The sequence below is a fragment of the Pseudomonas sp. D1-36 genome (assembly GCF_051132205.1).
Classification (GTDB): Bacteria; Pseudomonadota; Gammaproteobacteria; order Pseudomonadales; family Pseudomonadaceae; genus Aquipseudomonas.
The window spans coordinates 961,155-982,203 of record NZ_CP071674.1 but is presented as its reverse complement, the minus strand read 5'-3'; the positions used below and the strand labels follow the sequence as shown (position 1 = coordinate 982,203).

Below are 21,049 nucleotides of genomic sequence, written 5' to 3'. Positions count from 1 at the left end.
TCAGCAGCCCCCCTTGGCAAAGGCATTCTCGCCGCGGCCTCGCCACTGCGCATGCCACGTCAGAGCAACACCACGTCGTATTGTTCCTGCGAATACATGGTCTCCACCTGGAAACGGATCGTGCGGCCGATAAAGGTTTCCAGCTCCGCGACGTTGCCCGACTCTTCATCGAGCAACCGGTCCACTACTTTCTGGTTCGCCAACACTCTATAGCCAGTGGCCTGGTAGGCGCGCGCTTCCCGGAGGATTTCCCGGAAGATTTCGTAACACACGGTTTCCGGGGTCTTGAGCTTGCCCCGGCCCTGGCAACTGCTGCATGGTTCGCACAGCACTTGTTCAAGACTTTCGCGGGTGCGCTTGCGGGTCATCTGCACCAGGCCCAGTTCGGTGATGCCGATGATGTTGGTCTTGGCGTGATCGCGCTCCAGCTGTTTTTCCAGGGTGCGCAGCACCTGGCGCTGGTGCTCTTCGTCTTCCATGTCGATGAAATCGATGATGATGATCCCGCCGAGGTTGCGCAGGCGCAATTGCCGGGCAATGGCCGTGGCCGCTTCAAGATTGGTCTTGAAGATGGTTTCCTCGAGATTACGATGGCCGACAAAGGCACCGGTGTTGACGTCGATGGTGCTCATCGCCTCGGCCGGATCGACCACCAGATAACCGCCGGACTTGAGCGGCACCTTGCGTTCAAGGGCGCGCTGGATCTCATCTTCGACGCCGTACAGGTCGAAAATCGGCCGCTCGCCAGGGTAGTGCTCCAGGCGGTCGGCGATTTCCGGCATCAGCTCGGCGACGAACTGGGTGGTTTTCTGGAAGGTTTCCCGGGAATCGATGCGGATCTTCTCGATCTTCGGGCTGACCAGGTCACGCAGGGTTCGCAACGCCAGTCCCAGATCTTCGTAGATCACGCTGGGAGTGGCGATGGTCTTGATCTGCGCGGCGATCTGGTCCCAGAGCCTGCGCAGGTAGCGGATATCCATGAGGATCTCATCGGCCCCGGCGCCTTCGGCGGCCGTACGCAGGATGAAGCCGCCGGCTTCCTTGATGCCTTCTTTTTCCACGCAGTCACTGACCACTTTTTTGAGGCGCTCACGCTCGGCTTCGTCTTCGATCTTCAGGGATATGCCGACGTGGGCGGTGCGCGGCATGTACACCAGGTAGCGCGACGGAATCGACAGCTGGGTGGTCAGGCGCGCGCCCTTGGAGCCGATGGGGTCCTTGGTGACCTGCACCACCAGGCTCTGGCCCTCATGGACCAGCGCACTGATGCTTTCCACCGCCGGCCCTTCGCGCATGGAAATTTCCGAGGCGTGGATGAACGCCGCGCGGTCCAGGCCGATGTCGACGAAGGCTGCCTGCATGCCCGGCAAAACCCGCACCACCTTGCCCTTGTAAATATTGCCGACGATGCCACGCTTTTGCGTGCGCTCGACGTGAACTTCTTGCAGGACACCGTTTTCAACCACCGCCACGCGCGACTCCATCGGCGTGATGTTGATCAGAATCTCTTCACTCATGGCAGGGTCTCGTTCAGGCATATTCACGATTATGGCCGCATCTAGTCAGACGGCGCTCAACGCGCGCTCAAGGTTTGCCAACAGGGTATGCCGAAATGGCCGAGCAATTCTGCGGTTTCGCAGAGCGGCAGGCCGACCACGGCCGAATAACTGCCCTCAAGCCCGGCGACGAACACCGCGCCCAGCCCTTGGATACCATAGCTGCCGGCCTTGTCTCGCGGTTCGCCGCTGGCCCAATAGGCGAGCGCTTCCTGTTCCGTGATCAGGCGAAAGCGCACGCGGCTGCGAACCACCCGGGATTCGCAGCGTTCGGCATCCAGCACGGCAATGGCGGTCAATACCTCATGATCGCGCCCGGACAGGCCCATGAGCATCGACACGGCGTCGGCCTGATCCTGAGGCTTGCCGAGAATTCGTCCATCCAGCACCACGGCGGTGTCCGCGCCGAGCACGCAGCCATCGATGTCATTTGATAGGGCACGTCGTCCAGCATCGGCCTTGCCACGCGCCAAGCGCTCTACATAGGCCGATGGGGTTTCGTGATCGTGAGGAGTTTCGTCGATGTCCGCACCGATGGCGGTAAATGGCACCCCGATCTGCGTGAGCAATTCACGCCGGCGCGGCGACCCTGAGGCGAGGTAAAGCGGTTTCATCAAGACATCTCCCTTATAGGCGACCGGCTTTTGTGGCGAGGGAGCTCCCTCGCCACAGGGATGTAAGTCATCAAAAAAGTGTAGATATCCTGACCGAATCAGTTGATTTTGAAACGCAGCCGCAAGCCGCGCAAACCGAAACTTATCCACGGCCAGAGCAATGCGCTGACCAGGGCCGGCAAGACCAGCGCCAGGGTCGGCTGGCGATTACCGGTCAAGGCGCTGAGCCATAATTGCACCAGTTGCGCCAACCCGAAGATCACCAGGATCACCAAGCACTGTTGCCACATCGGGAACATGCGCAGGCGTTGTTGCAACGACAGCACCAGGAATGTGATCAAGGTCAGGATCAGCGCGTTCTGACCCAGCAACGTGCCATAGAGCACGTCTTCGGCCAGCCCCAGGCACCAGGCCGTGACCATGCCGACCTTGTGCGGCAAGGCCAGGGCCCAGAAGGCCAGCAGCAAGGCCAGCCACAGCGGGCGCAGGATTTCCATGAACTGCGGCAGCGGGGAAACGCTGAGCAACAGGCCGATGGCAAAGGTCAGCCAGACCATCCAGCCATTACCGGATCGAGTACTGCTCATTCTTCACGTGCTCCCCTGGTGGCGGGCGTAGCGGCAGGCGCTGGGGCCGGTGGCTTGGTCGCGGGCCGGGCGGGTTGGACCGCCGGCTGCTGGGCTGCGGCCGGTCGGGCGGGAGCCGCGGCGTGTGCGGCCGGAGCTGTTGTTGCCGGGGCCGTCGCAGCCTGGGGCTTGGGCACAGTGGCTGGTACAGGTGCGGGCGCGGGCGCAGGTGTGGCCGGAGCAGGCGATTCGCCGCTCTGCTGGTCCTGGGCCTCCTGGGCCACGGCGGCATCGTTGGCGCGCTCTTCAGGCGTGCGGTTGTCGCTGAATACCAGCAGCAGGTAGCGGCTGCGGTTCAACGCAGCCGTTGGCACCGCCCGCACGATCGCGAACGGCTGGCCAGAGTCATGAATCACTTCCTTGACCGTCGCCACGGGATAACCAGCCGGAAACCGCTGGCCGAGGCCGGAACTGACCAGCAGGTCGCCTTCCTTGATGTCGGCGGTATCGGCCACATGGCGAAGTTCGAGGCGCTCGGGGTTGCCGGTGCCGCTTGCGATTGCCCGCAAGCCGTTGCGATTGACCTGCACCGGGATACTGTGGGTGGTATCGGTCAGCAACAGCACACGAGACGTATAAGGCATTAATTCCACCACCTGCCCCATCAGGCCACGGGCATCGAGCACCGGCTGGCCGAGGACCACGCCGTCGCGCTCGCCCTTGTTGATGATGATGCGGTGGGTGAACGGGTTCGGGTCCATGCCGATCAGCTCGGCCACTTCGACTTTCTCATTGACCAGCGCCGAGGAGTTGAGCAACTCGCGCAGCCGCACGTTCTGTTCGGTGAGGGCCGCCAGCTTCTGCATGCGCCCCTGCAGCAGCAGGTTTTCAGTCTTGAGTTTTTCGTTCTCGGCGACCAGTTCGGTCCGGCTGCCAAACTGGCTGGCCACACCCTGCCACAACCGTTGCGGCAGGTCGGTGATCCAGTAGGACTCCATCAACACCAGCGACATCTGGCTGCGCACTGGCTTGAGCAGCGTGAAGCGGGCATCCACCACCATCAGCGCAACCGACAGCACGGTCAACACCAGCAGGCGTACACCCAATGAGGGGCCTTTGGCAAAAAGCGGTTTAATAAGCCGCTCCTCCCAGGCAAACGTTGTCTTTATTCATACGGTATCGAACCGGCCTGGATACGAATGACAGAAGATAAACGCCAACGGGCAGCACTGCAAAGTGCCGCCCGAGCGCAAACAACATAGACCACTGCGCCAGATTTATTCGCTGGAGAGCAGGTCCATGGTGTGCTTGTCCATCATTTCCAGCGCACGGCCACCACCGCGGGCAACGCACGTCAGCGGGTCTTCGGCAACGATCACCGGCAGGCCGGTTTCCTGGGCCAGCAGTTTGTCGAGGTCACGCAACAGCGCGCCACCACCGGTCAGCACCAGGCCGCGCTCGGCGATGTCCGAGGCCAGCTCCGGCGGCGATTGCTCCAGGGCGCTCTTGACGGCCTGGACGATGGTTGCCAGCGACTCTTGCAGCGCTTCGAGCACTTCGTTGGAGTTGAGCGTGAACGCGCGTGGAACGCCTTCGGCCAGGTTGCGACCGCGAACATCGACTTCGCGCACTTCACCGCCCGGGTAGGCCGTGCCGATTTCCTGCTTGATGCGCTCGGCGGTGGATTCGCCGATCAGGCTGCCGTAGTTGCGACGTACGTAGGTGATGATCGCTTCGTCGAAACGGTCGCCGCCCACACGCACGGATTCGGCGTAGACCACACCGTTGAGGGAGATCAAGGCGATTTCAGTGGTACCACCACCGATATCGACGACCATCGAACCACGGGCTTCTTCCACCGGCAGGCCGGCACCGATGGCTGCGGCCATTGGCTCTTCAATCAGGAATACTTCGCGAGCACCGGCACCCAGGGCCGATTCACGGATGGCGCGACGCTCCACCTGGGTGGACTTGCAGGGCACGCAGATCAGCACACGAGGGCTGGGCTGCAGAAAACTGTTTTCGTGAACCTTGTTGATGAAGTACTGCAGCATCTTTTCGCAGACGCTGAAGTCGGCGATCACGCCGTCCTTCATGGGGCGAATGGCTGCAATGTTGCCCGGTGTACGGCCCAGCATGCGCTTGGCTTCCGTACCGACAGCCACGACACTTTTCTGGTTACCGTGGGTGCGGATGGCCACGACCGAGGGTTCATTCAGGACGATACCGCGCTCGCGCACGTAAATAAGGGTGTTGGCAGTGCCCAGGTCGATGGAGAGATCGCTGGAAAACATGCCACGCAGTTTCTTGAACATGGGAAAGGGACCCTAGGCAACGCGTGGGTAAAAAAGTGCGGCAAACTCTAACAACGACAGGGATTTTGGGCAAGGCGCCAATATGTTAAATTGGCCGCTTTTCTGTGCACCAAACCCTACAATCGCGGCCGTAGCGCCGTAGAAATGCGGTAGTGTTCCGACAATCTAACACACGGACAGACTGCGTCCGTTTTGTTTTCCACTGGAGAATCCCATGGCGCTTGAACGCTCCGACGTGGAAAAAATCGCTCATCTGGCCTGCCTGGGCCTCAATGAAGCCGATCTTCCACACATCACTTCTGCCCTGAACAGCATCCTCGGGCTGGTCGACGAAATGCAGGCGGTCGATACCGACGGTATCGAGCCGCTGGCCCACCCACTGGAAGCCAGCCAGCGCCTGCGCGCCGACGTCGTCACCGAGTCCAATAACCGCGAGGCCTACCAGTCCATCGCGCCAGCGGTCGAAAACGGCCTGTACCTGGTTCCGAAAGTCATCGACTAAAGGGAAAGAGCCTCTCATGCATCAGATGACCCTGGCCGAGATCGCCCGCGGACTCGCCGACAAAAAGTTTTCCTCCGAAGAGCTGACCAAGGCCCTGCTGGCGCGCATCGCCCAGCTCGATCCGCAGCTCAACAGCTTCATCAGCCTCACCGAAGAACTGGCCCTGAGCCAGGCCAAGGCCGCCGACGCCCGTCGCGCCAAGGGTGAGAACGGCGCCCTGCTTGGCGCGCCGATTGCCCACAAGGACCTGTTTTGCACACAGGGCATCCGCACCAGCTGCGGCTCGAAGATGCTCGACAATTTCAAGGCCCCGTACGACGCCACCGTGGTCGCCAAGCTGGCCGCCGCCGGCACCGTGACCCTGGGCAAGACCAACATGGACGAGTTCGCCATGGGCTCGGCCAACGAGTCGAGCCATTACGGCGCGGTGAAAAACCCGTGGAACCTTGAACACGTACCGGGCGGCTCGTCCGGTGGTTCCGCCGCCGCCGTGGCCGCGCGCCTGTTGCCGGCCGCCACCGCCACCGACACCGGTGGCTCGATTCGCCAGCCAGCTGCGTTCACCAACCTCACCGGCCTGAAACCGACCTACGGCCGCGTCTCGCGCTGGGGCATGATTGCCTACGCCTCCAGCCTCGACCAGGGTGGCCCGCTGGCCCGCACCGCCGAAGACTGCGCGATCCTGCTCCAAGGCATGGCCGGCTTCGACCCGAACGATTCCACCAGCATCGATGAACCGGTGCCGGACTACAGCGCCAGCCTCAACGGTTCGCTGCAAGGCCTGCGCATCGGCGTGCCGAAGGAATATTTCGGCGCCGGCCTCGACCCGCGCATCGCCGATCTGATTCAAAACAGCATCAAGGAGCTGGAAAAGCTCGGCGCGGTCATCAAGCAAATCAGCCTGCCGAACATGCAGCACGCCATTCCGGCGTATTACGTGATCGCCCCGGCGGAAGCCTCCTCTAACCTCTCGCGTTTCGACGGCGTGCGCTTCGGCTATCGCTGCGAGAACCCGCAAAACCTGGTCGACCTGTACAAGCGCTCCCGTGGCGAAGGCTTCGGCGCCGAAGTGCAGCGCCGGATCATGGTTGGCGCCTACGCGCTGTCCGCCGGCTACTACGATGCCTACTACCTAAAGGCGCAGAAAATCCGCCGCCTGGTAAAGAACGACTTCATGGCCGCCTTCAACGAGGTCGATATCATCCTCGGCCCAACCACGCCGAACCCGGCCTGGAAGCTCGGCGCCAAGAACAGCGACCCGGTCGCCGAGTACCTGGAAGACGTCTACACCATCACCGCCAACCTCGCCGGCTTGCCGGGCCTGTCCATGCCGGCCGGCTTCGTCGATGGCCTGCCGGTGGGCGTGCAGTTGCTCGCGCCGTATTTCCAGGAAGGCCGCCTGTTGAATGTCGCCCACCAGTATCAATTGAATACTGACTGGCACACCCGCACCCCAACCGGCTTCTGAGGAGAAACACATGCAATGGGAAGTCGTGATCGGGCTGGAGATTCATACCCAGCTCACCACCCGGTCGAAAATCTTTTCCGGTAGCTCGACCACCTTCGGTTCCGAGCCCAACACCCAGGCCAGCCTGGTTGACCTGGGCATGCCCGGCGTATTGCCGGTGCTCAACGCCGAAGCGGTGCGCATGGCGGTGATGTTCGGCCTGGCGATTGACGCCGAGATCGGCCAGCACAACGTGTTCGCCCGCAAGAACTACTTCTACCCGGACCTGCCCAAGGGCTACCAGATCAGCCAGATGGAGCTGCCGATCGTCGGCAAGGGCCACCTGGACATCGCCCTGGAAGACGGCACGGTCAAGCGCGTCGGTATCACCCGCGCGCACCTGGAAGAAGACGCCGGCAAGAGCCTGCACGAAGAATTCAACGGTGCTACCGGCATCGACCTGAACCGCGCCGGCACGCCGCTGCTGGAAATCGTCTCAGAGCCGGACATGCGCAGCGCCAAGGAAGCCGTCGCTTACGTCAAGGCGATCCATGCCCTGGTGCGCTACCTGGGCATCTGCGACGGCAACATGGCCGAAGGCTCGCTGCGTTGCGACTGCAACGTGTCGATCCGTCCGAAAGGCCAGGCCGAGTTCGGCACCCGCTGCGAGATCAAGAACGTCAACTCGTTCCGCTTCATCGAAAAGGCGATCAACAGCGAGATCCAACGCCAGATCGAACTGATCGAGGACGGCGGCAAGGTCATCCAGCAGACCCGCCTGTACGACCCGAACAAGGACGAGACCCGTCCGATGCGCAGCAAGGAAGAAGCCAACGACTACCGTTACTTCCCCGACCCGGACCTGCTGCCGGTGGTCATCGAGCATTCGTTCCTCGATGAAGTACGCGCCACCCTGCCGGAACTGCCGCCACAGAAACGCGAGCGCTTCCAGGCGCAGTTCGGGCTGTCGAGCTATGACGCCAACGTCCTGGCCACCAGCCGCGAACAGGCCGACTACTTCGAGAAAGTCGTGAGCATCGGCGGCGACGCCAAGCTGGCGGCCAACTGGGTGATGGTCGAGTTGGGCAGCCTGTTGAACAAGCAGGGCCTGGAAATCGACGAGTCGCCGGTTTCGGCCGAGCAACTGGGCGGCATGCTGTTGCGGATCAAGGACAACACCATTTCCGGCAAGATCGCCAAAATGGTGTTCGAAGCCATGGCCAATGGTGAGGGCAGCGCCGACGAGATCATCGACAAGCGCGGCTTGAAGCAGGTCACCGACACCGGTGCGATCAGCGCCGTGCTCGATGAAGTGCTCGCGGCCAACGCCGAGCAGGTCGAGCAATACCGTGCGGCGGACGAAGCCAAGCGCGGCAAGATGTTCGGCTTCTTCGTCGGCCAGGCCATGAAAGCTTCCAAGGGCAAGGCCAACCCTCAGCAAGTCAACGAACTGCTGAAAAGCAAGCTCGAGGGCTGATTGCCATGGAGCCAGTATTCCGGTCTGGCTCGATCCCCCGTGGCGAGGGAGCTTGCTCCCGCTGGGCTGCGCAGCAGCCCCCTGTGTCTGGCAACAGATTGTTGGGGGTCGCTCCGCGACCCAGCGGGAGCAAGCTCCCTCGCCACAATAATTTTCACAACCACACTGATGTGGAACCCCCTACATGAAGCGTCTCCTCGGCGCCTGCGCCCTGCTGTCCCTGCTGGCCGGTTGCGCCAGCCAGAGCGGGACGGTCGATCCACACGGCTACGACCAGACCGGCGTCGCCTCCTATTACGGCTCCAGGCACCATGGCAAGCGTACCGCCAGCGGCGAGCGCTTCGACCAGCACGGCCTGACCGCCGCGCATCGCCAGTTGCCGTTCGGCACCCGGGTGAAAGTCACCAACCTGAAAAACAACGACAGCGTCGTGGTCCGTATCAACGATCGTGGCCCGTATACCCGTGGGCGCCTGATCGATGTGTCCCGCGCCGCGGCCGAACAATTGGGCATGCTGCGCAGCGGTACCGCGCGCGTGCGTGTGCAAGCCCTCGACGACTGATAGACGGAGCCCGGCCATTTCCCTGATCAATGCTTTACCGCTGCTCAGCCTGATCGAACTGTGTGGCGCCCTGCTGTTGCTGGTCGCCGGCGCCGAGTTGCTGGTGCGTGCCGCCGTGGGGCTGGCGGCACGCTTGCAGGTGCGGCCGCTGATTATCGGCCTGACCGTCGTCGCATTCGGCAGCAGCGCACCGCAAATGGCTGTCAGCCTGCAAGCGACCCTGGCACAGAACGCTGACATCGCCGTGGGGAGTGTGATCGGCAGCAGTACCTTCAACATCCTCGTCACCCTCGGGCTGTCGGCGCTGATCATTCCGCTGCGCGTCTCGCGTCAATTGGTGCGCTTGGATATCCCGCTGATGATCGGCGCCAGCCTGCTGGTGTTCGTGCTGGCCTGGAACGAAGAACTGACCCGACTCGACGGCGTCCTGCTGCTGGTAGCCCTGGCGGTGTACCTGGGCCTGTTGCTGCGCCAGTCCCGGCACTCCGCGCGACCACATCCGCTGGGAGGCGCAGTTGCCCATGGTTCGTGGCCCAAGAGCCTGGTGATGATCGTTTCGGGCCTGGCGATGCTGGTCTTCGCCGGGAACCTGTTATTGGGCGCGGCGGTGGAAGTGGCGACCGACCTGGGGTTGTCCGAGCGCATCATCGGCCTGACCATCGTTGCCGTGAGCACCTCGCTGCCGGAGCTAGCCACTTCGTTGATCGCCGCCCTTCGGGGTCAACGGGACATCGCAGTAGGCAACGTAATCGGCAGCAACCTGTTCAACCTTCTGGGTGTATTGGGCGTGACCGCCCTCGCCGCGCCCTCTCCGCTCTCGGTCTCGCCCAATGCCCTGGCCTTCGACCTGCCGGTGATGCTTGGCGTCGCGGTGCTGTGCCTGCCGGTGTTCTATTCCGGCTATCGCGTCACCCGTGCCGAAGGGCTGCTGTTCCTGGGCTTGTACACGGCGTACGGGCTGCATGTGGTGTCGTTCACCACCGGCATGCCATTGGCCGGCCAGCTTGAACGATTGATGTTGTTCTACGTGCTGCCGGCCCTGCTCGCGTTTCTGCTGTTCACTTCCTTGCGCGCCTGGCGCCGCCAACACCACAAGAGGGATTTGCCATGACCGACAATCCAAAGACCGGCCTCGATATGCGTCGCAAAGTGATGGGCGATGCGTTCGTCGACCGCGCCCTGGGCAGCGCCACCGAATTCACCCAGCCGCTGCAGGATTTCGTGAACGAACATGCCTGGGGCAGCGTCTGGAGCCGCGAAGGCCTGCCGCTGAAGACCCGCAGCCTGATCACCCTCGCCGCCCTCACCGCCCTCAAGTGCCCGCAGGAACTCAAGGGCCACGTGCGTGGTGCGCTGAACAATGGCTGCACGGTAGAAGAAATTCGCGAAGCGTTGCTGCATTGCGCGGTGTACGCGGGCGTGCCAGCGGCGATCGATGCGTTTCGGGCGGCGCAGGAAGTGATCGATAGTTACCAAAAACCTGAGTGAATTGGGCGATCGCCTTCGCGAGCAGGCTCGCTCCCACATTTGGCCGGTGGTGAACACAAGATTTGTGCCCACCGAAAATCCCCTGTGGGAGCGAGCCTGCTCGCGAAAGGATCGATAGAACGCTGCAAACCTGAAGCTAGATCCACCCACCCCACTGCAACACAAAGATCCCCAGGTTGGTGGTAATCGCCGCCATCAAGGTGGTGATGACGATGATCGCCGCCGCCAGCTCGTGGTTGCCATTCGCGGCGCGGGCCATGACGTAGCTGGCGGCGGCGGTGGGGCTGCCGAAGTACAGAAACAGGATCCCCAGTTCCGCCCCGCGAAAACCCCACAACCATGCGCCCAGAGTAGTCACCAACGGCAAGCCGACCATCTTCACCAGGCTCGAACTCAGGGCCATCTTGCCGCTCTTGCGCAAGGCCGCCAGGGACAGCGTGCCGCCGATGCAGATCAGCGCCAGGGGCAAGGTCATTTGGGACAGATACTTGGCCGACGTCTCGAACCAGTTCGGCAGGCCGATCCGCCAATAGGCGAACGGCGCGGCGGCAAGCACGCTGATGATCAGCGGGTTGCTGATCACGCTCTTGCAGATGCTCCAGGGGTCGGACTTGATCACCGGGCTGTAGACCGCCAGCACGATGGTCGACAGGGTGTTGTAGAACAGGATCACCAGCGCCGCCAGAATCGCCCCCAGGGAAATCCCATAGTCGCCATACATGCTCGCGGCCAATGCCAGGCCGATCACGCCGTTGTTGCCACGAAACGCGCCCTGGGTGTAGATCCCGCGATCCTCCCGCGGGCAACGCCAGATCGCCCAGCCCCAGGCCATGGCGAAACTCACCAGGGTGGCAATCGAGAAATAGATCAGCAGGTCTGGCTGCAAAGCCGCGTGCAAATCAGCGTGCAGAATGCCAAGGAACAACAGCGCCGGCATGGTGACGTTGAACACCAGCGACGAGGCGATGTGGATGAAGTTGTCGTTGATCCAGCCGATGCGCTTGAGCAGCGTCCCCAGAAACAGCATGGCGAACACCGGCGCGGTGACGTTCAGGGTTTCGAGGAAAATTGCCAGCATGCCGAGGACCTTGAGAAGGAGGTGTCGTTAGGTGGCTAATGATAAGCCACTCACGACGTTGGCGTCTGGTCGAGCCTCTTCGCGAGCAGGCTCGCTCCCACATTGGATCTCCAGCGATAACAGAATCCACATTCACCCCCACATCCCTGTGGGAGCGAGCCTGCTCGCGATCAGCGCCGGATCAGGTAATCGGCGCCGGGTTGAACAAGGTAATGTCGTTGAACAACTTGTGCTGCTCGGCCCAGGTCTGTTTCTTGCCGCTGGCCACGTCCAGGTAGTAGTGGAACAGCTCCCAGCCCAACTCTTCGATGGTCGCGCGCCCGGTGGCGATGCGGCCGGCGTCGATGTCGATCAGGTCCGGCCAGCGCTGGGCCAGTTCGGTACGGGTCGAGACCTTCACCACCGGCGCCATGGCCAAGCCGTACGGGGTGCCCCGACCGGTAGTGAACACGTGCAGGTTCATCCCCGCCGCCAGTTGCAGCGTGCCGCAGACAAAGTCGCTGGCCGGCGTGGCGCAGAAGATCAGGCCCTTTTGCTTGAAGCGCTCACCCGGGCCAAGCACGCCGCTGATTGCGCTGCTGCCGGATTTGACGATCGAGCCCAAGGACTTCTCGACGATGTTCGACAACCCACCCTTCTTGTTGCCCGGCGTGGTGTTGGCGCTGCGATCGGCCTCGCCCTTGGCCAGGTAACGGTCGTACCAGTCCATTTCGCGCACCAGTTGCTGGGCGACTTCCTGGGTTTGCGCCCGGGAGGTCAGCAGGTAGATCGCATCGCGCACTTCGGTGACTTCAGAGAACATCACCGTCGCACCGGCCCGCAGCAACAGGTCCGAGGCGTAGCCCAGGGCCGGGTTGGCGGTGATGCCGGAGAACGCATCGCTGCCGCCGCACTGCATGCCCAGGATCAGCTCCGAGGCGGGCACGGTTTCGCGCCGACGCTGGTCGAGTTTCTTCAGGCGCGTCTCGGCCAACTCCATGATCTGCTCGATCATCTCGGTAAAGCCGTGGCTGGAATCCTGCAAGCGATACAACCATGGCTCGCTGAGGTCCACCGAGCTATCGCCTTCGTGCATCACCTGCCCGGCCTGCAATTTCTCGCAGCCCAGGCTGATCACCAGCGCCTCGCCACCCAGGTTCGGGTTGCGCGCCAGGTTGCGCACGGTGCGGATCGGGATGTAGGCGTCGGTGGCGGTGATCGCCACACCGCAGCCATAGCTGTGGGTCAGCGCCACCACGTCATCGACGTTCGGGTACTTGGACAGCAGCTCTTCTTTGATGCGCTTGACCGCATGGTCCAGCACCCCGGTGACGCACTGCACCGTGGTGGTGATGCCCAGGATGTTGCGCGTGCCGACGGTGCCGTCGGCGTTGCGGTAGCCCTCGAAGGTGTAGCCTTCCAGTGGCGCATCCGCCGCCGGCACATCGGTGGACAGCGGCAGGCTGTCCAAGGGTGGCGCGGTGGGCATGCGCAATTGGTCTTCCTTGACCCAGCTGCCACGAGGGATCGGTTGCAGCGCGTAGCCAATGACCTGGCCGTAGCGAATCACCTCGCCACCCTCGGGAATGTCCACCAGGGTGACCTTGTGGCTCTGTGGCACGAAGTCCACGGTGACCAGGCCGTCCGGGAACTCGGTCCCGGCGGGTACGCCCTGGTCGTTGACAACAATCACCACGTTGTCCCGCTCGTGCAGGCGGATGTAACGGGGCGAATCGGCATGTTCAATCAGATTCATGGACGCCATTCCTCAGGATTTGGCTTCAGACAGGCTGGATAGGTCGGCTTCCCTGGCCGTGGGCTCCTTGAGCACCACACGCTTGATCGGGCCCACGATGACCAGATAGCTGAACACCGCCACCAACGCATTGCAACCGACGAACACCAGGGCCCACTTGAACGAACCGGTGGCGCTGATGATGTAGCCGATGACGATTGGCGTGGTAATCGACGCCAGGTTGCCGAAGGTGTTGAACAGGCCACCGCTCAAGCCGGCGATCTGTTTTGGCGACGTGTCGGACACCACGGCCCAACCCAATGCGCCCACGCCCTTGCCGAAGAATGCCAGGGCCATGAAGCCCACCACCATCCATTCGATATCGACGTAGTTGCACGCCACGATGCTGCTGGACACCAGCAGCCCGGCGATGATTGGCGCCTTGCGGGCGAAGGTCAGCGAATGGCCCTTGCGCAGCAGGTAGTCGGAAATCACCCCGCCGAGGACGCCACCAATGAAACCGCAGATGGCCGGCAAGGACGCGATGAAACCGGCCTTGAGGATGGTCATGCCGCGCTCCTGCACCAGGTACACCGGGAACCAGGTCAGGAAGAAATAGGTGATGCCGTTGATGCAGTACTGGCCCAGGTACACGCCGAGCATCATGCGGTTGGTCAGCAGTTGGCGGATGTAATCCCACTTCGGACCGTCGGCTTTCTTTTCCTTGCCCTTGTCCTGGTCCATGTCGACCATCGCGCCATTGGAAGCGATGTGGTTGAACTCGGCCTCGTTGATCATCGGGTGCTGGCGCGGGCTGTAGATGACCTTCAGCCAGACGAGCGAGAACACGATGCCGATCACGCCCATGACGATGAACACGTGCTGCCAGCCGAAGCGGTAGACGATCCAGCCCATCAGCGGCGCGAACAATACGGTGGCGAAATACTGCGCCGAGTTGAAGATCGCCGAGGCGGTGCCACGTTCGGCGGTGGGAAACCAGGCCGCGACGATACGGGCGTTGCCGGGGAAAGAAGGCGCTTCGGCCAGCCCGACCAGAAAGCGCAGCATGAACAGCGCAACCACCGCCGTGGACATGCCGAACTCACCGACGTAGCCCTGCAGCACGGTGAACAGCGACCAAGTGAAAATGCTCAGTGCATAGATTTTCTTCGACCCGAAACGGTCGAGCAGCCAGCCGCCAGGAATCTGCCCGGCCACGTAGGCCCAGCCGAAAGCGGAGAAGATGTAACCGAGGGTGACGGCGTCGATGCCGAGGTCTTTTTGCAGGCTGGAACCAGCGATGGCGATGGTGGCGCGGTCGGCATAGTTGATCGTCGTCACCAAAAACAGCATGAGCAGGATCAAATAGCGGACGTGCGTCGGCTTGGTCTCTTGCATGTAATCTACTTCCACTATTTATTTTTATGCGGGAAATCAAATTGTACGGTCGGCGCCAGAGCCCGGCGCCGGCCGGTCTTGCGTATTACGAGCCGATGTAGGAGGTCTTCACCACGGTGTAGAACTCTTGCGCGTAGCGACCTTGCTCGCGCGAACCGTAGGACGAACCTTTGCGCCCACCGAACGGAACATGGTAATCCACGCCGGCGGTCGGCAGGTTGACCATCACCATGCCTGCTTGGGAGTGGCGCTTGAAGTGGTTGGCATACTTCAACGACGTGGTGGCGATACCGGCCGACAAGCCGAACTCGGTGTCGTTGGCCATCGCCAGCGCCGCCTCGTAGTCAGCCACGCGCACGACGTTGGCCACCGGGCCGAAGATCTCTTCGCGGCTGATGCGCATCGAAGCCTCGCTGTCGGCGAACAGGGTCGGCGCCAGGAAGTAACCTTCGGTGTCGCAAGTCACTACACCACCACCGCTGACCAGCCGCGCACCTTCGTTCTGGCCGATGTCGATGTACTTCAAGTCCTGGTTGAGCTGGGCTTCGGAAACGACCGGGCCGATGTCGGTGCCAGCCTTCAGCGCGTGACCGACCTTGATCGATTGCATGCGCTCGGCCATGGCGGCAACGAACTTGTCGTGGATACCGGCAGTGACGATCAGTCGGCTCGATGCCGTGCAACGCTGGCCGGTGGAGTAGAACGCGCTCTGCACCGCCAATTCGACCGCCTGCTTGAGGTCGGCGTCGTCGAGGATGATCTGCGGATTCTTGCCGCCCATTTCCAGCTGGACCTTGGCTTGGCGCGCCACGCAGTTTACCGCGATCTGCCGGCCGACGCCCACGGAACCGGTGAAGCTGATGCCATCGACTTTCGGGCTGTTGACCAGAATGTCACCGACCACACGGCCGCTGCCCATCACCAGGTTGAACGCACCGGCCGGGAAACCGGCACGGGAAATGATCTCGGCCAGGGCCCAGGCGCAGCCCGGCACCAGCTCGGCGGGCTTGATCACCACGCAGTTGCCGTAGGCCAGGGCCGGGGCAATTTTCCACGCAGGGATGGCGATCGGGAAGTTCCACGGAGTGATCAGACCAACCACGCCGAGGGCTTCGCGGGTCACTTCGACGTTGACGCCCGGGCGCACCGACGGCACGTAGTCGCCCGACAGGCGCAGGCATTCACCGGCGAAGAATTTGAAAATGTTGCCGGCGCGGGTTACTTCGCCGATGGCTTCGGGCAGGGTCTTACCCTCTTCCCGGGCCAGCAGTTGGCCAAGCTCTTCGCGACGGGCGAGAATTTCGCTGCCGACTTTGTCCAGCGCATCGTGACGGGCCTGGATGCCCGAGGTCGACCAGGCCGGGAACGCGGCACGGGCGGCTTCGATGGCGGCGTTGACTTGCGCTGCGTCAGCCTTGGCGTATTCACCGATGACGTCGGACAAGTCAGACGGGTTGATGTTGGTGCAATAGTCAGCACCGGCCACCCACTCACCGTTGATGTAGTTATCGAAACGCTTTGCATCTGCCACGGAGCTTCTCCTCTCACAAAAGCTGTCTAGGAACGCAGGGCGTCCCTGGCTGCGTTTCCACGCGCACGTGGAAACGATCAAGCCTTACGCAAAAAGCCGCTGATTGCTCAGCGGCCTTGTCGGGTCTGTTACTGCTTGCCTTGCTTGTCGATCAGCGCGGCCAGGGCTTCGTACTCTTCTGGCAGCAGGTCGGTCAGCGGCGTGCGCACTGGGCCCGCGTCATAACCAACGATCTTCGCGCCGGCCTTGACGATGCTCACCGCGTAACCCGCCTTGCGGTTGCGGATGTCCAGGTATGGCAGGAAGAAGTCGTCGATGATCTTGCCGACAGTCTCGTGATCTTCGCGGGCAATGGCGTGGTAGAAGTCCATCGCGGTTTTCGGGATGAAGTTGAACACCGCCGAGGAGTAGACCGGCACGCCCAGGGCCTTGTAGGCCGCGGCGTAGACTTCAGCGGTCGGCAGGCCGCCCAGGTAGCTGAAACGGTCGCCGAGGCGACGACGGATCGACACCATCAGTTCGATGTCGCCCAGGCCGTCCTTGTAGCCGATCAGGTTCGGGCAGCGCTCGGCCAGTTGTTCCAGCTGGGTCGCGTTCAGGCGGCAGACGTTGCGGTTGTACACCACCACGCCGATCTTCACCGATTTGCACACGGCTTCAACGTGGGCGGCAACGCCGTCCTGGCTGGCTTCGGTCAGGTAGTGCGGCAGCAGCAACAGACCCTTGGCGCCCAGGCGCTCGGCTTCCTGAGCGTATTCGATAGCCTGGCGGGTGGCACCGCCGACGCCGGCGAGGATTGGCACGCTGGTGGCGCAGGTATCGACGGCAGTCTTGATGACTTGCGAATACTCACTGGCGGCCAGGGAGAAGAATTCACCGGTGCCGCCCGCCGCGAACAATGCAGAGGCGCCGTACGGGGCCAGCCACTCGAGGCGCTTGATGTAGCTGTCGCGATTGAAATCGCCATTGGCAGTGAAATCGGTAACCGGGAACGACAGCAGGCCCGACGAGAGGATGGACTTCAGTTCTTGTGGATTCATTATTCGAACACCCTGGACGCAAATGTTGTGTTGTGGAAATGGTTCAGCTTCATGTGAAGTTGTAGGTCATCGTACAACTTAAAATGTGGGCGTCAACTGTATTTCGTCTTTTGTCGGGTGTCGGGGTTGGGGTGTTCCGCGCGAGGCCTTGTAAACCGGGGCTTTGGGCGTGATTGGGAGACGGATGAAACTTGCTGGCCGGGCCTCCACGACCGCTCGTCGCCACTGTCAACTCTGTCAGTAGGCGTCGTTACTGCATGGGGGCATAACCAGACATGGCTGTGCTGGACACGGCCGTAGTCCCTTTTCACAATCTTTTAAGTGAGTCGCCCGTACGCGACGATCAGGGCTGCCTCACAAGGAGTGACATCATGGAAATATATGCGAAGCCAACCGTTCAGAACTATCCAGAAAACCCATCCACAGGGACGGTCAACATCAGCCTGTCAGCGATGCAAGAAAGTGGACTCACCGTTGTGATTGCGGGAAAGCAAAAAGTACCTCTATACGACGATGCCTTTTTGATACTCGCTCCCGATGGGGAAAAACCTGGGTGGACGGGAGAACGTGGATCATTGGTGGACTTCACGGACCCTGAAAATCCCCAGCAAAAAACCGAGAACACTGTGATGACTCTGCCCAAGGAGGCACTGAAAAAGTACTTAGGCGAAGAGGTCCAACTGCGCTATCAGACATATGGTGAGTCGGAGGAATACAGGTACTCCAAGCCGATAAGGCTGAAGATCGAGCCGTAAGTTATTGTCCACATACCTGCACGTAAGGTCGACACAAAGATCCGAAGTCAAACAAAGCACCGTTGTGGCGAGGGAGCTTGCTCCCGCTCGGTTGCGCAGCAACCGCCATCAACCTGGGGCCGCTTCGCAGCCCAGCGGGAGCAAGCTCCCTCGCCACAACAGCATCCTCGGCGCCCTAGCAGTGAGCGACTTTCAGCCCTGCGCCTGCGCCTCTTCATGGGCCTGGCGCAGCCGCTCGCGGCTGTTGGTCAGGTGCAAACGCATGGCCGCACGGGCCGCATCGGAATCCTGGCGAGCGATGGCCTCGTAGATTTCCTCGTGCTCGCGACTCAGTCGATCCATGTAGTGCTGTTGGTCGTCATGGGCCAGGCGCGCCGAGTTCAGCCGGGTGCGCGGGATGATGCTGGTGCCCAAGTGGGTCATGATGTCGGTGAAGTAACGGTTGCCGGTGGACAGGGCGATTTCCAGATGGAAGGCGAAGTCCGAGGCCACCGCGTCGCTGGCGTGGGCCGCGCTTTCGTTCAAGGCATCGAGCGCCGCCCGCATCGCCGACAGTTGCTCATCGCTGCGGCGCTGCGCCGCGAGCCCGGCGGATTCCACTTCCAGGCTGATGCGCAACTCCAGGATCGCCAGCACATCGCGCAGCGTGACCACCGTCGCCGGGTCGATGCGAAAGCCGCTCGGGCTGGGCGTGTCCAGCACGAAGGTGCCGATGCCATGGCGGGTTTCAACCTGGCCGGCCGCCTGCAAACGGGAAATTGCCTCGCGCACCACCGTGCGGCTGACGCCATGGGCCTCCATGATCGCCGACTCGGTGGGCAACTTATCGCCACGCTTGAGCAGGCCGTCGCGAATCTGCTCGGTCAGCACCGTCACCAGCTCCTGCGCCAGGCTGCGGCGCTTGCGGGGAAGGCGTGGGACGTTGATCGGGTTTTCCATGGTGTGTCTCTATCTGACAGGCGGCTAAGTATGCATCATAGCGCAACGTGGTTGTACGATCACCGTGCTCACTGGTGGGCCTTTTCAAAGGTTACTGCCATGCATCGCTGTGGCGAGGGGATTTATCCCCGCTGGGCTGCGTAGCAGCCCCTTGGTCTATTGGCAGACTCAATATCGAGACCGTTGATTTGAAAGGGGCGCTTCGCGCCCAGCGGGGATAAATCCCCTCGCCACAACAGCGTTCGACAATGACAATCAAGCGGTCACGGCCTGCTCCACCAGTTGGCCATTTTCGATACGCACATGTCGCGGATGGAAACGTTTCAAGCTGCTTCGGTGCCCGACACTGACAATGCTCAGGCCTGGCAACTGGTCGATCAGCGCCTGGTACAACGTCGCCTCGTCTTCTTCATCCATCGCCGAAGTCGCTTCGTCCATGTACAACCACAGTGGCGCGTAAAGCAACGCACGGGCAAAGGCCAGGCGTTGTTGCTCGCCGGGCGAGAGCATGCGCTGCCAGTGGTTGCTTTCATCCAACCGCGCCACCAGGTGCGGCAGGCGACAGGTTTCGAGCACCTGTGCATAACGTTCGTTGGGGTAGACATCGCCCGCCTGTGGGTAACTCAGCACTTCCCGCAGGCTGCCAATCGGCAAGTAGGGCTTTTGCGGCAGGAACAGATAACGCGCCGAGGGCAGGAGAATGCTGCCATGCCCCGCAGGCCACAAATGCCCCATCGCCCGCAGCAACGTTGACTTGCCGCTGCCGGAGCGACCACTGAGCATCACCCGCTCGCCCGGCTCCACGCTCAGTTCGCCATGGGTCAGCAGATGCCGACCATCGTTCAGGTCCAGCCCGAGATCGTGGACCTTCAGCTCGTTGCCCTGGCTCTGTACATCAATGGCCGGCACGCGCTCTTCGTTGTCGCTCATCGCCTGGCGGAAACTCAGCAGACGGTCACAGGTGGCGCGCCACGCGGCGAGGTTGGCGTAGGCGGTAATGAACCAACTGAAATTCTCCTGCACATTACCGAACGCCGAGTTGATCTGCATGAGCTCGCCCAGTTGGATCTTGCCCGCGAAATAACGCGGCGCGGCGACGATGAATGGGAAAATGATTGCGATCTGGCCGTAGCCGGACGTAAAGAATGTCAGGCGCTTGGACACCCGCATGATGTCCCAGAAGTTGTGCCAGACCAGGCCGAAACGACCACTCAAGCGACGATTCTCATTAGGCTCGCCGCCATAGAGCGCGATGCTCTCGGCGTTCTCGCGCACCCGCACCATGGAGAAACGCAGGTCGGCTTCGAAGCGCTGCTGGTTGTTGTTCAGACCGATCAGGCGACGGCCGATCAGGTGCGTCAGCCAACTGCCCACCGCCGCATAGACCAACGCGCACCAGAACATATAGCCAGGGATGGTGTAGCCGAACACCTCGATGCTGCCAGACACGCCCCACAGGATAATCGAGAACGACACCAGGCTGACCACCGTGCGAAGCAGCCCCAGGCCCAGCTCCAGCGTGTTGCTGGTAAAACTGTTGAGGTCTTCGGAAATCCGCTGGTCGGGGTTGTCCGTGTAGCCACCCTGCTCCAGCCGGTAGTAGTTCTTGTTGTTGAGCCAGCGGGCGAAATGCTGCTCGGTGAGCCAGGCCCGCCAGCGGATGGTGAGCATTTGCGTGAGGTACAAGCGGTACACCGCCCCCAGGATCGCTACCGCCGCGATGCCGCAGAAGTACAGGATCAACCGCCAGAATGCCACGGTGTCCTTTTCTTGCAGGGCGTTGTAGAAATCCCTGTACCAACTGTTGACCCACACCGAAATCGCCACGCTGAACAACGACAGCGCGATCACGGCGATCAATAGCGTCCAGGCCTTGCCCTTCTCCTCACTGCGCCAGTATGGCGTGGTCATCTGCCAGACACGGCGCAAAAAATGGCCGCGCACCGCGTCATTGACCGCGGAATATTCAGCGTTCTGATTCATGGTTAAGGCTCAATAAAGGAATAACTCGGGCCGATGATAGAGCAACGGCCCGATCTGTCGCGAGAGGGACAGCATTCGTTCAGC

The 21,049-nt window shown here is 61.8% G+C and carries 19 protein-coding genes; 7 read left to right on the top strand and 12 right to left on the bottom strand.

All coding sequences use genetic code 11. The features are described 5' to 3' along the window. Positions 1-59: 59 nt before the first annotated feature. The 5 genes from rng to mreB form a co-directional block, all read right to left on the bottom strand. Positions 60-1,517 (bottom strand): ribonuclease G, encoded by a 1,458-nt coding sequence (gene rng, locus J3P76_RS04340; RefSeq protein ID WP_420765526.1) that lies wholly within the window; start codon positions 1,515-1,517, stop codon positions 60-62. Between the two features lie 56 nt (positions 1,518-1,573). After that, positions 1,574-2,170, bottom strand: coding sequence for a Maf family protein (locus J3P76_RS04335; protein WP_434701581.1), 597 nt, complete (start codon positions 2,168-2,170; stop codon positions 1,574-1,576). Between the two features lie 98 nt (positions 2,171-2,268). Then, positions 2,269-2,757 carry a rod shape-determining protein MreD gene (gene mreD / locus J3P76_RS04330; protein WP_249876151.1) on the bottom strand — a complete coding sequence of 163 codons (489 nt, stop codon included), beginning with the start codon at positions 2,755-2,757 and terminating at the stop codon, positions 2,269-2,271. Continuing rightward, positions 2,754-3,842 (bottom strand): rod shape-determining protein MreC, encoded by a 1,089-nt coding sequence (gene mreC / locus J3P76_RS04325; RefSeq protein WP_434560647.1) that lies wholly within the window; start codon positions 3,840-3,842, stop codon positions 2,754-2,756. The genes mreD and mreC overlap by 4 nt, the downstream gene beginning before the upstream one ends. 171 nt (positions 3,843-4,013) lie before the next feature. Then, positions 4,014-5,051 carry a rod shape-determining protein MreB gene (gene mreB / locus J3P76_RS04320; protein ID WP_002555108.1) on the bottom strand — a complete coding sequence of 346 codons (1,038 nt, stop codon included), beginning with the start codon at positions 5,049-5,051 and terminating at the stop codon, positions 4,014-4,016. 214 nt (positions 5,052-5,265) lie between these two features. On the opposite strand from mreB, the gene gatC reads away from it, so the two are divergent. The 6 genes from gatC to J3P76_RS04290 all read left to right on the top strand — a co-directional run bounded on the left by gatC (position 5,266) and on the right by J3P76_RS04290 (position 10,527). After that, complete coding sequence (gene gatC, locus J3P76_RS04315; RefSeq protein WP_039592252.1) at positions 5,266-5,553, top strand: Asp-tRNA(Asn)/Glu-tRNA(Gln) amidotransferase subunit GatC; 288 nt, start codon at positions 5,266-5,268, stop codon at positions 5,551-5,553. Positions 5,554-5,569: 16 nt separating this feature from the next. Then, positions 5,570-7,021, top strand: coding sequence for an Asp-tRNA(Asn)/Glu-tRNA(Gln) amidotransferase subunit GatA (gene gatA, locus J3P76_RS04310; RefSeq protein ID WP_434607770.1), 1,452 nt, complete (start codon positions 5,570-5,572; stop codon positions 7,019-7,021). Positions 7,022-7,031: 10 nt separating this feature from the next. Then, on the top strand, positions 7,032-8,477 hold the full coding sequence (gatB, locus tag J3P76_RS04305) for an Asp-tRNA(Asn)/Glu-tRNA(Gln) amidotransferase subunit GatB (protein WP_434560651.1): 1,446 nt from the start codon (positions 7,032-7,034) through the stop codon (positions 8,475-8,477). A 184-nt stretch (positions 8,478-8,661) separates the two neighbouring features. Further along, positions 8,662-9,039: a septal ring lytic transglycosylase RlpA family protein gene (locus tag J3P76_RS04300; RefSeq protein ID WP_420765529.1), complete on the top strand. Its 378-nt coding sequence runs from the start codon at positions 8,662-8,664 to the stop codon at positions 9,037-9,039. A gap of 49 nt (positions 9,040-9,088) precedes the next feature. Continuing rightward, positions 9,089-10,150: a calcium/sodium antiporter gene (locus J3P76_RS04295; RefSeq protein ID WP_434702019.1), complete on the top strand. Its 1,062-nt coding sequence runs from the start codon at positions 9,089-9,091 to the stop codon at positions 10,148-10,150. Then, the gene (locus tag J3P76_RS04290; protein WP_420765530.1) at positions 10,147-10,527 is read left to right on the top strand and encodes a carboxymuconolactone decarboxylase family protein; all 381 of its coding nucleotides are present in this window, start codon (positions 10,147-10,149) and stop codon (positions 10,525-10,527) included. Before J3P76_RS04295 ends, J3P76_RS04290 begins: the two co-directional genes overlap by 4 nt. Positions 10,528-10,663: 136 nt before the next feature. Here the strand turns inward: J3P76_RS04290 and J3P76_RS04285 are convergent, their stop codons facing one another. From J3P76_RS04285 to kdgD, 5 genes are all read right to left on the bottom strand, one after another. Further along, complete coding sequence (locus tag J3P76_RS04285; RefSeq protein WP_434607773.1) at positions 10,664-11,605, bottom strand: AEC family transporter; 942 nt, start codon at positions 11,603-11,605, stop codon at positions 10,664-10,666. Between the two features lie 181 nt (positions 11,606-11,786). Then, positions 11,787-13,340 carry a galactarate dehydratase gene (gene garD / locus J3P76_RS04280; protein ID WP_434701580.1) on the bottom strand — a complete coding sequence of 518 codons (1,554 nt, stop codon included), beginning with the start codon at positions 13,338-13,340 and terminating at the stop codon, positions 11,787-11,789. A gap of 12 nt (positions 13,341-13,352) precedes the next feature. Beyond that, positions 13,353-14,717 (bottom strand): MFS transporter, encoded by a 1,365-nt coding sequence (locus tag J3P76_RS04275; protein ID WP_434560659.1) that lies wholly within the window; start codon positions 14,715-14,717, stop codon positions 13,353-13,355. A gap of 85 nt (positions 14,718-14,802) precedes the next feature. Next, positions 14,803-16,248 carry an aldehyde dehydrogenase family protein gene (locus tag J3P76_RS04270; protein WP_434648955.1) on the bottom strand — a complete coding sequence of 482 codons (1,446 nt, stop codon included), beginning with the start codon at positions 16,246-16,248 and terminating at the stop codon, positions 14,803-14,805. Between the two features lie 128 nt (positions 16,249-16,376). Continuing rightward, positions 16,377-17,288, bottom strand: a complete 912-nt coding sequence (gene kdgD, locus J3P76_RS04265) for a 5-dehydro-4-deoxyglucarate dehydratase (RefSeq protein WP_186613371.1) — start codon at positions 17,286-17,288, stop codon at positions 16,377-16,379. A 371-nt stretch (positions 17,289-17,659) separates the two neighbouring features. Here kdgD and J3P76_RS04260 point away from each other — a divergent pair, with 371 nt between their 5' ends. After that, the gene (locus tag J3P76_RS04260) at positions 17,660-18,043 is read left to right on the top strand and encodes a hypothetical protein (protein ID WP_434607778.1); all 384 of its coding nucleotides are present in this window, start codon (positions 17,660-17,662) and stop codon (positions 18,041-18,043) included. A gap of 192 nt (positions 18,044-18,235) precedes the next feature. Here the strand turns inward: J3P76_RS04260 and J3P76_RS04255 are convergent, their stop codons facing one another. Together J3P76_RS04255 and J3P76_RS04250 are read right to left on the bottom strand one after the other, a co-directional pair. Beyond that, a complete protein-coding gene (locus J3P76_RS04255) occupies positions 18,236-18,982 on the bottom strand; it encodes a FadR/GntR family transcriptional regulator (RefSeq protein ID WP_420765536.1) in 747 nt (248 codons plus the stop codon). Between the two features lie 255 nt (positions 18,983-19,237). Beyond that, complete coding sequence (locus J3P76_RS04250; protein WP_420765537.1) at positions 19,238-20,965, bottom strand: ABC transporter ATP-binding protein/permease; 1,728 nt, start codon at positions 20,963-20,965, stop codon at positions 19,238-19,240. Positions 20,966-21,049 lie beyond the last annotated feature (84 nt).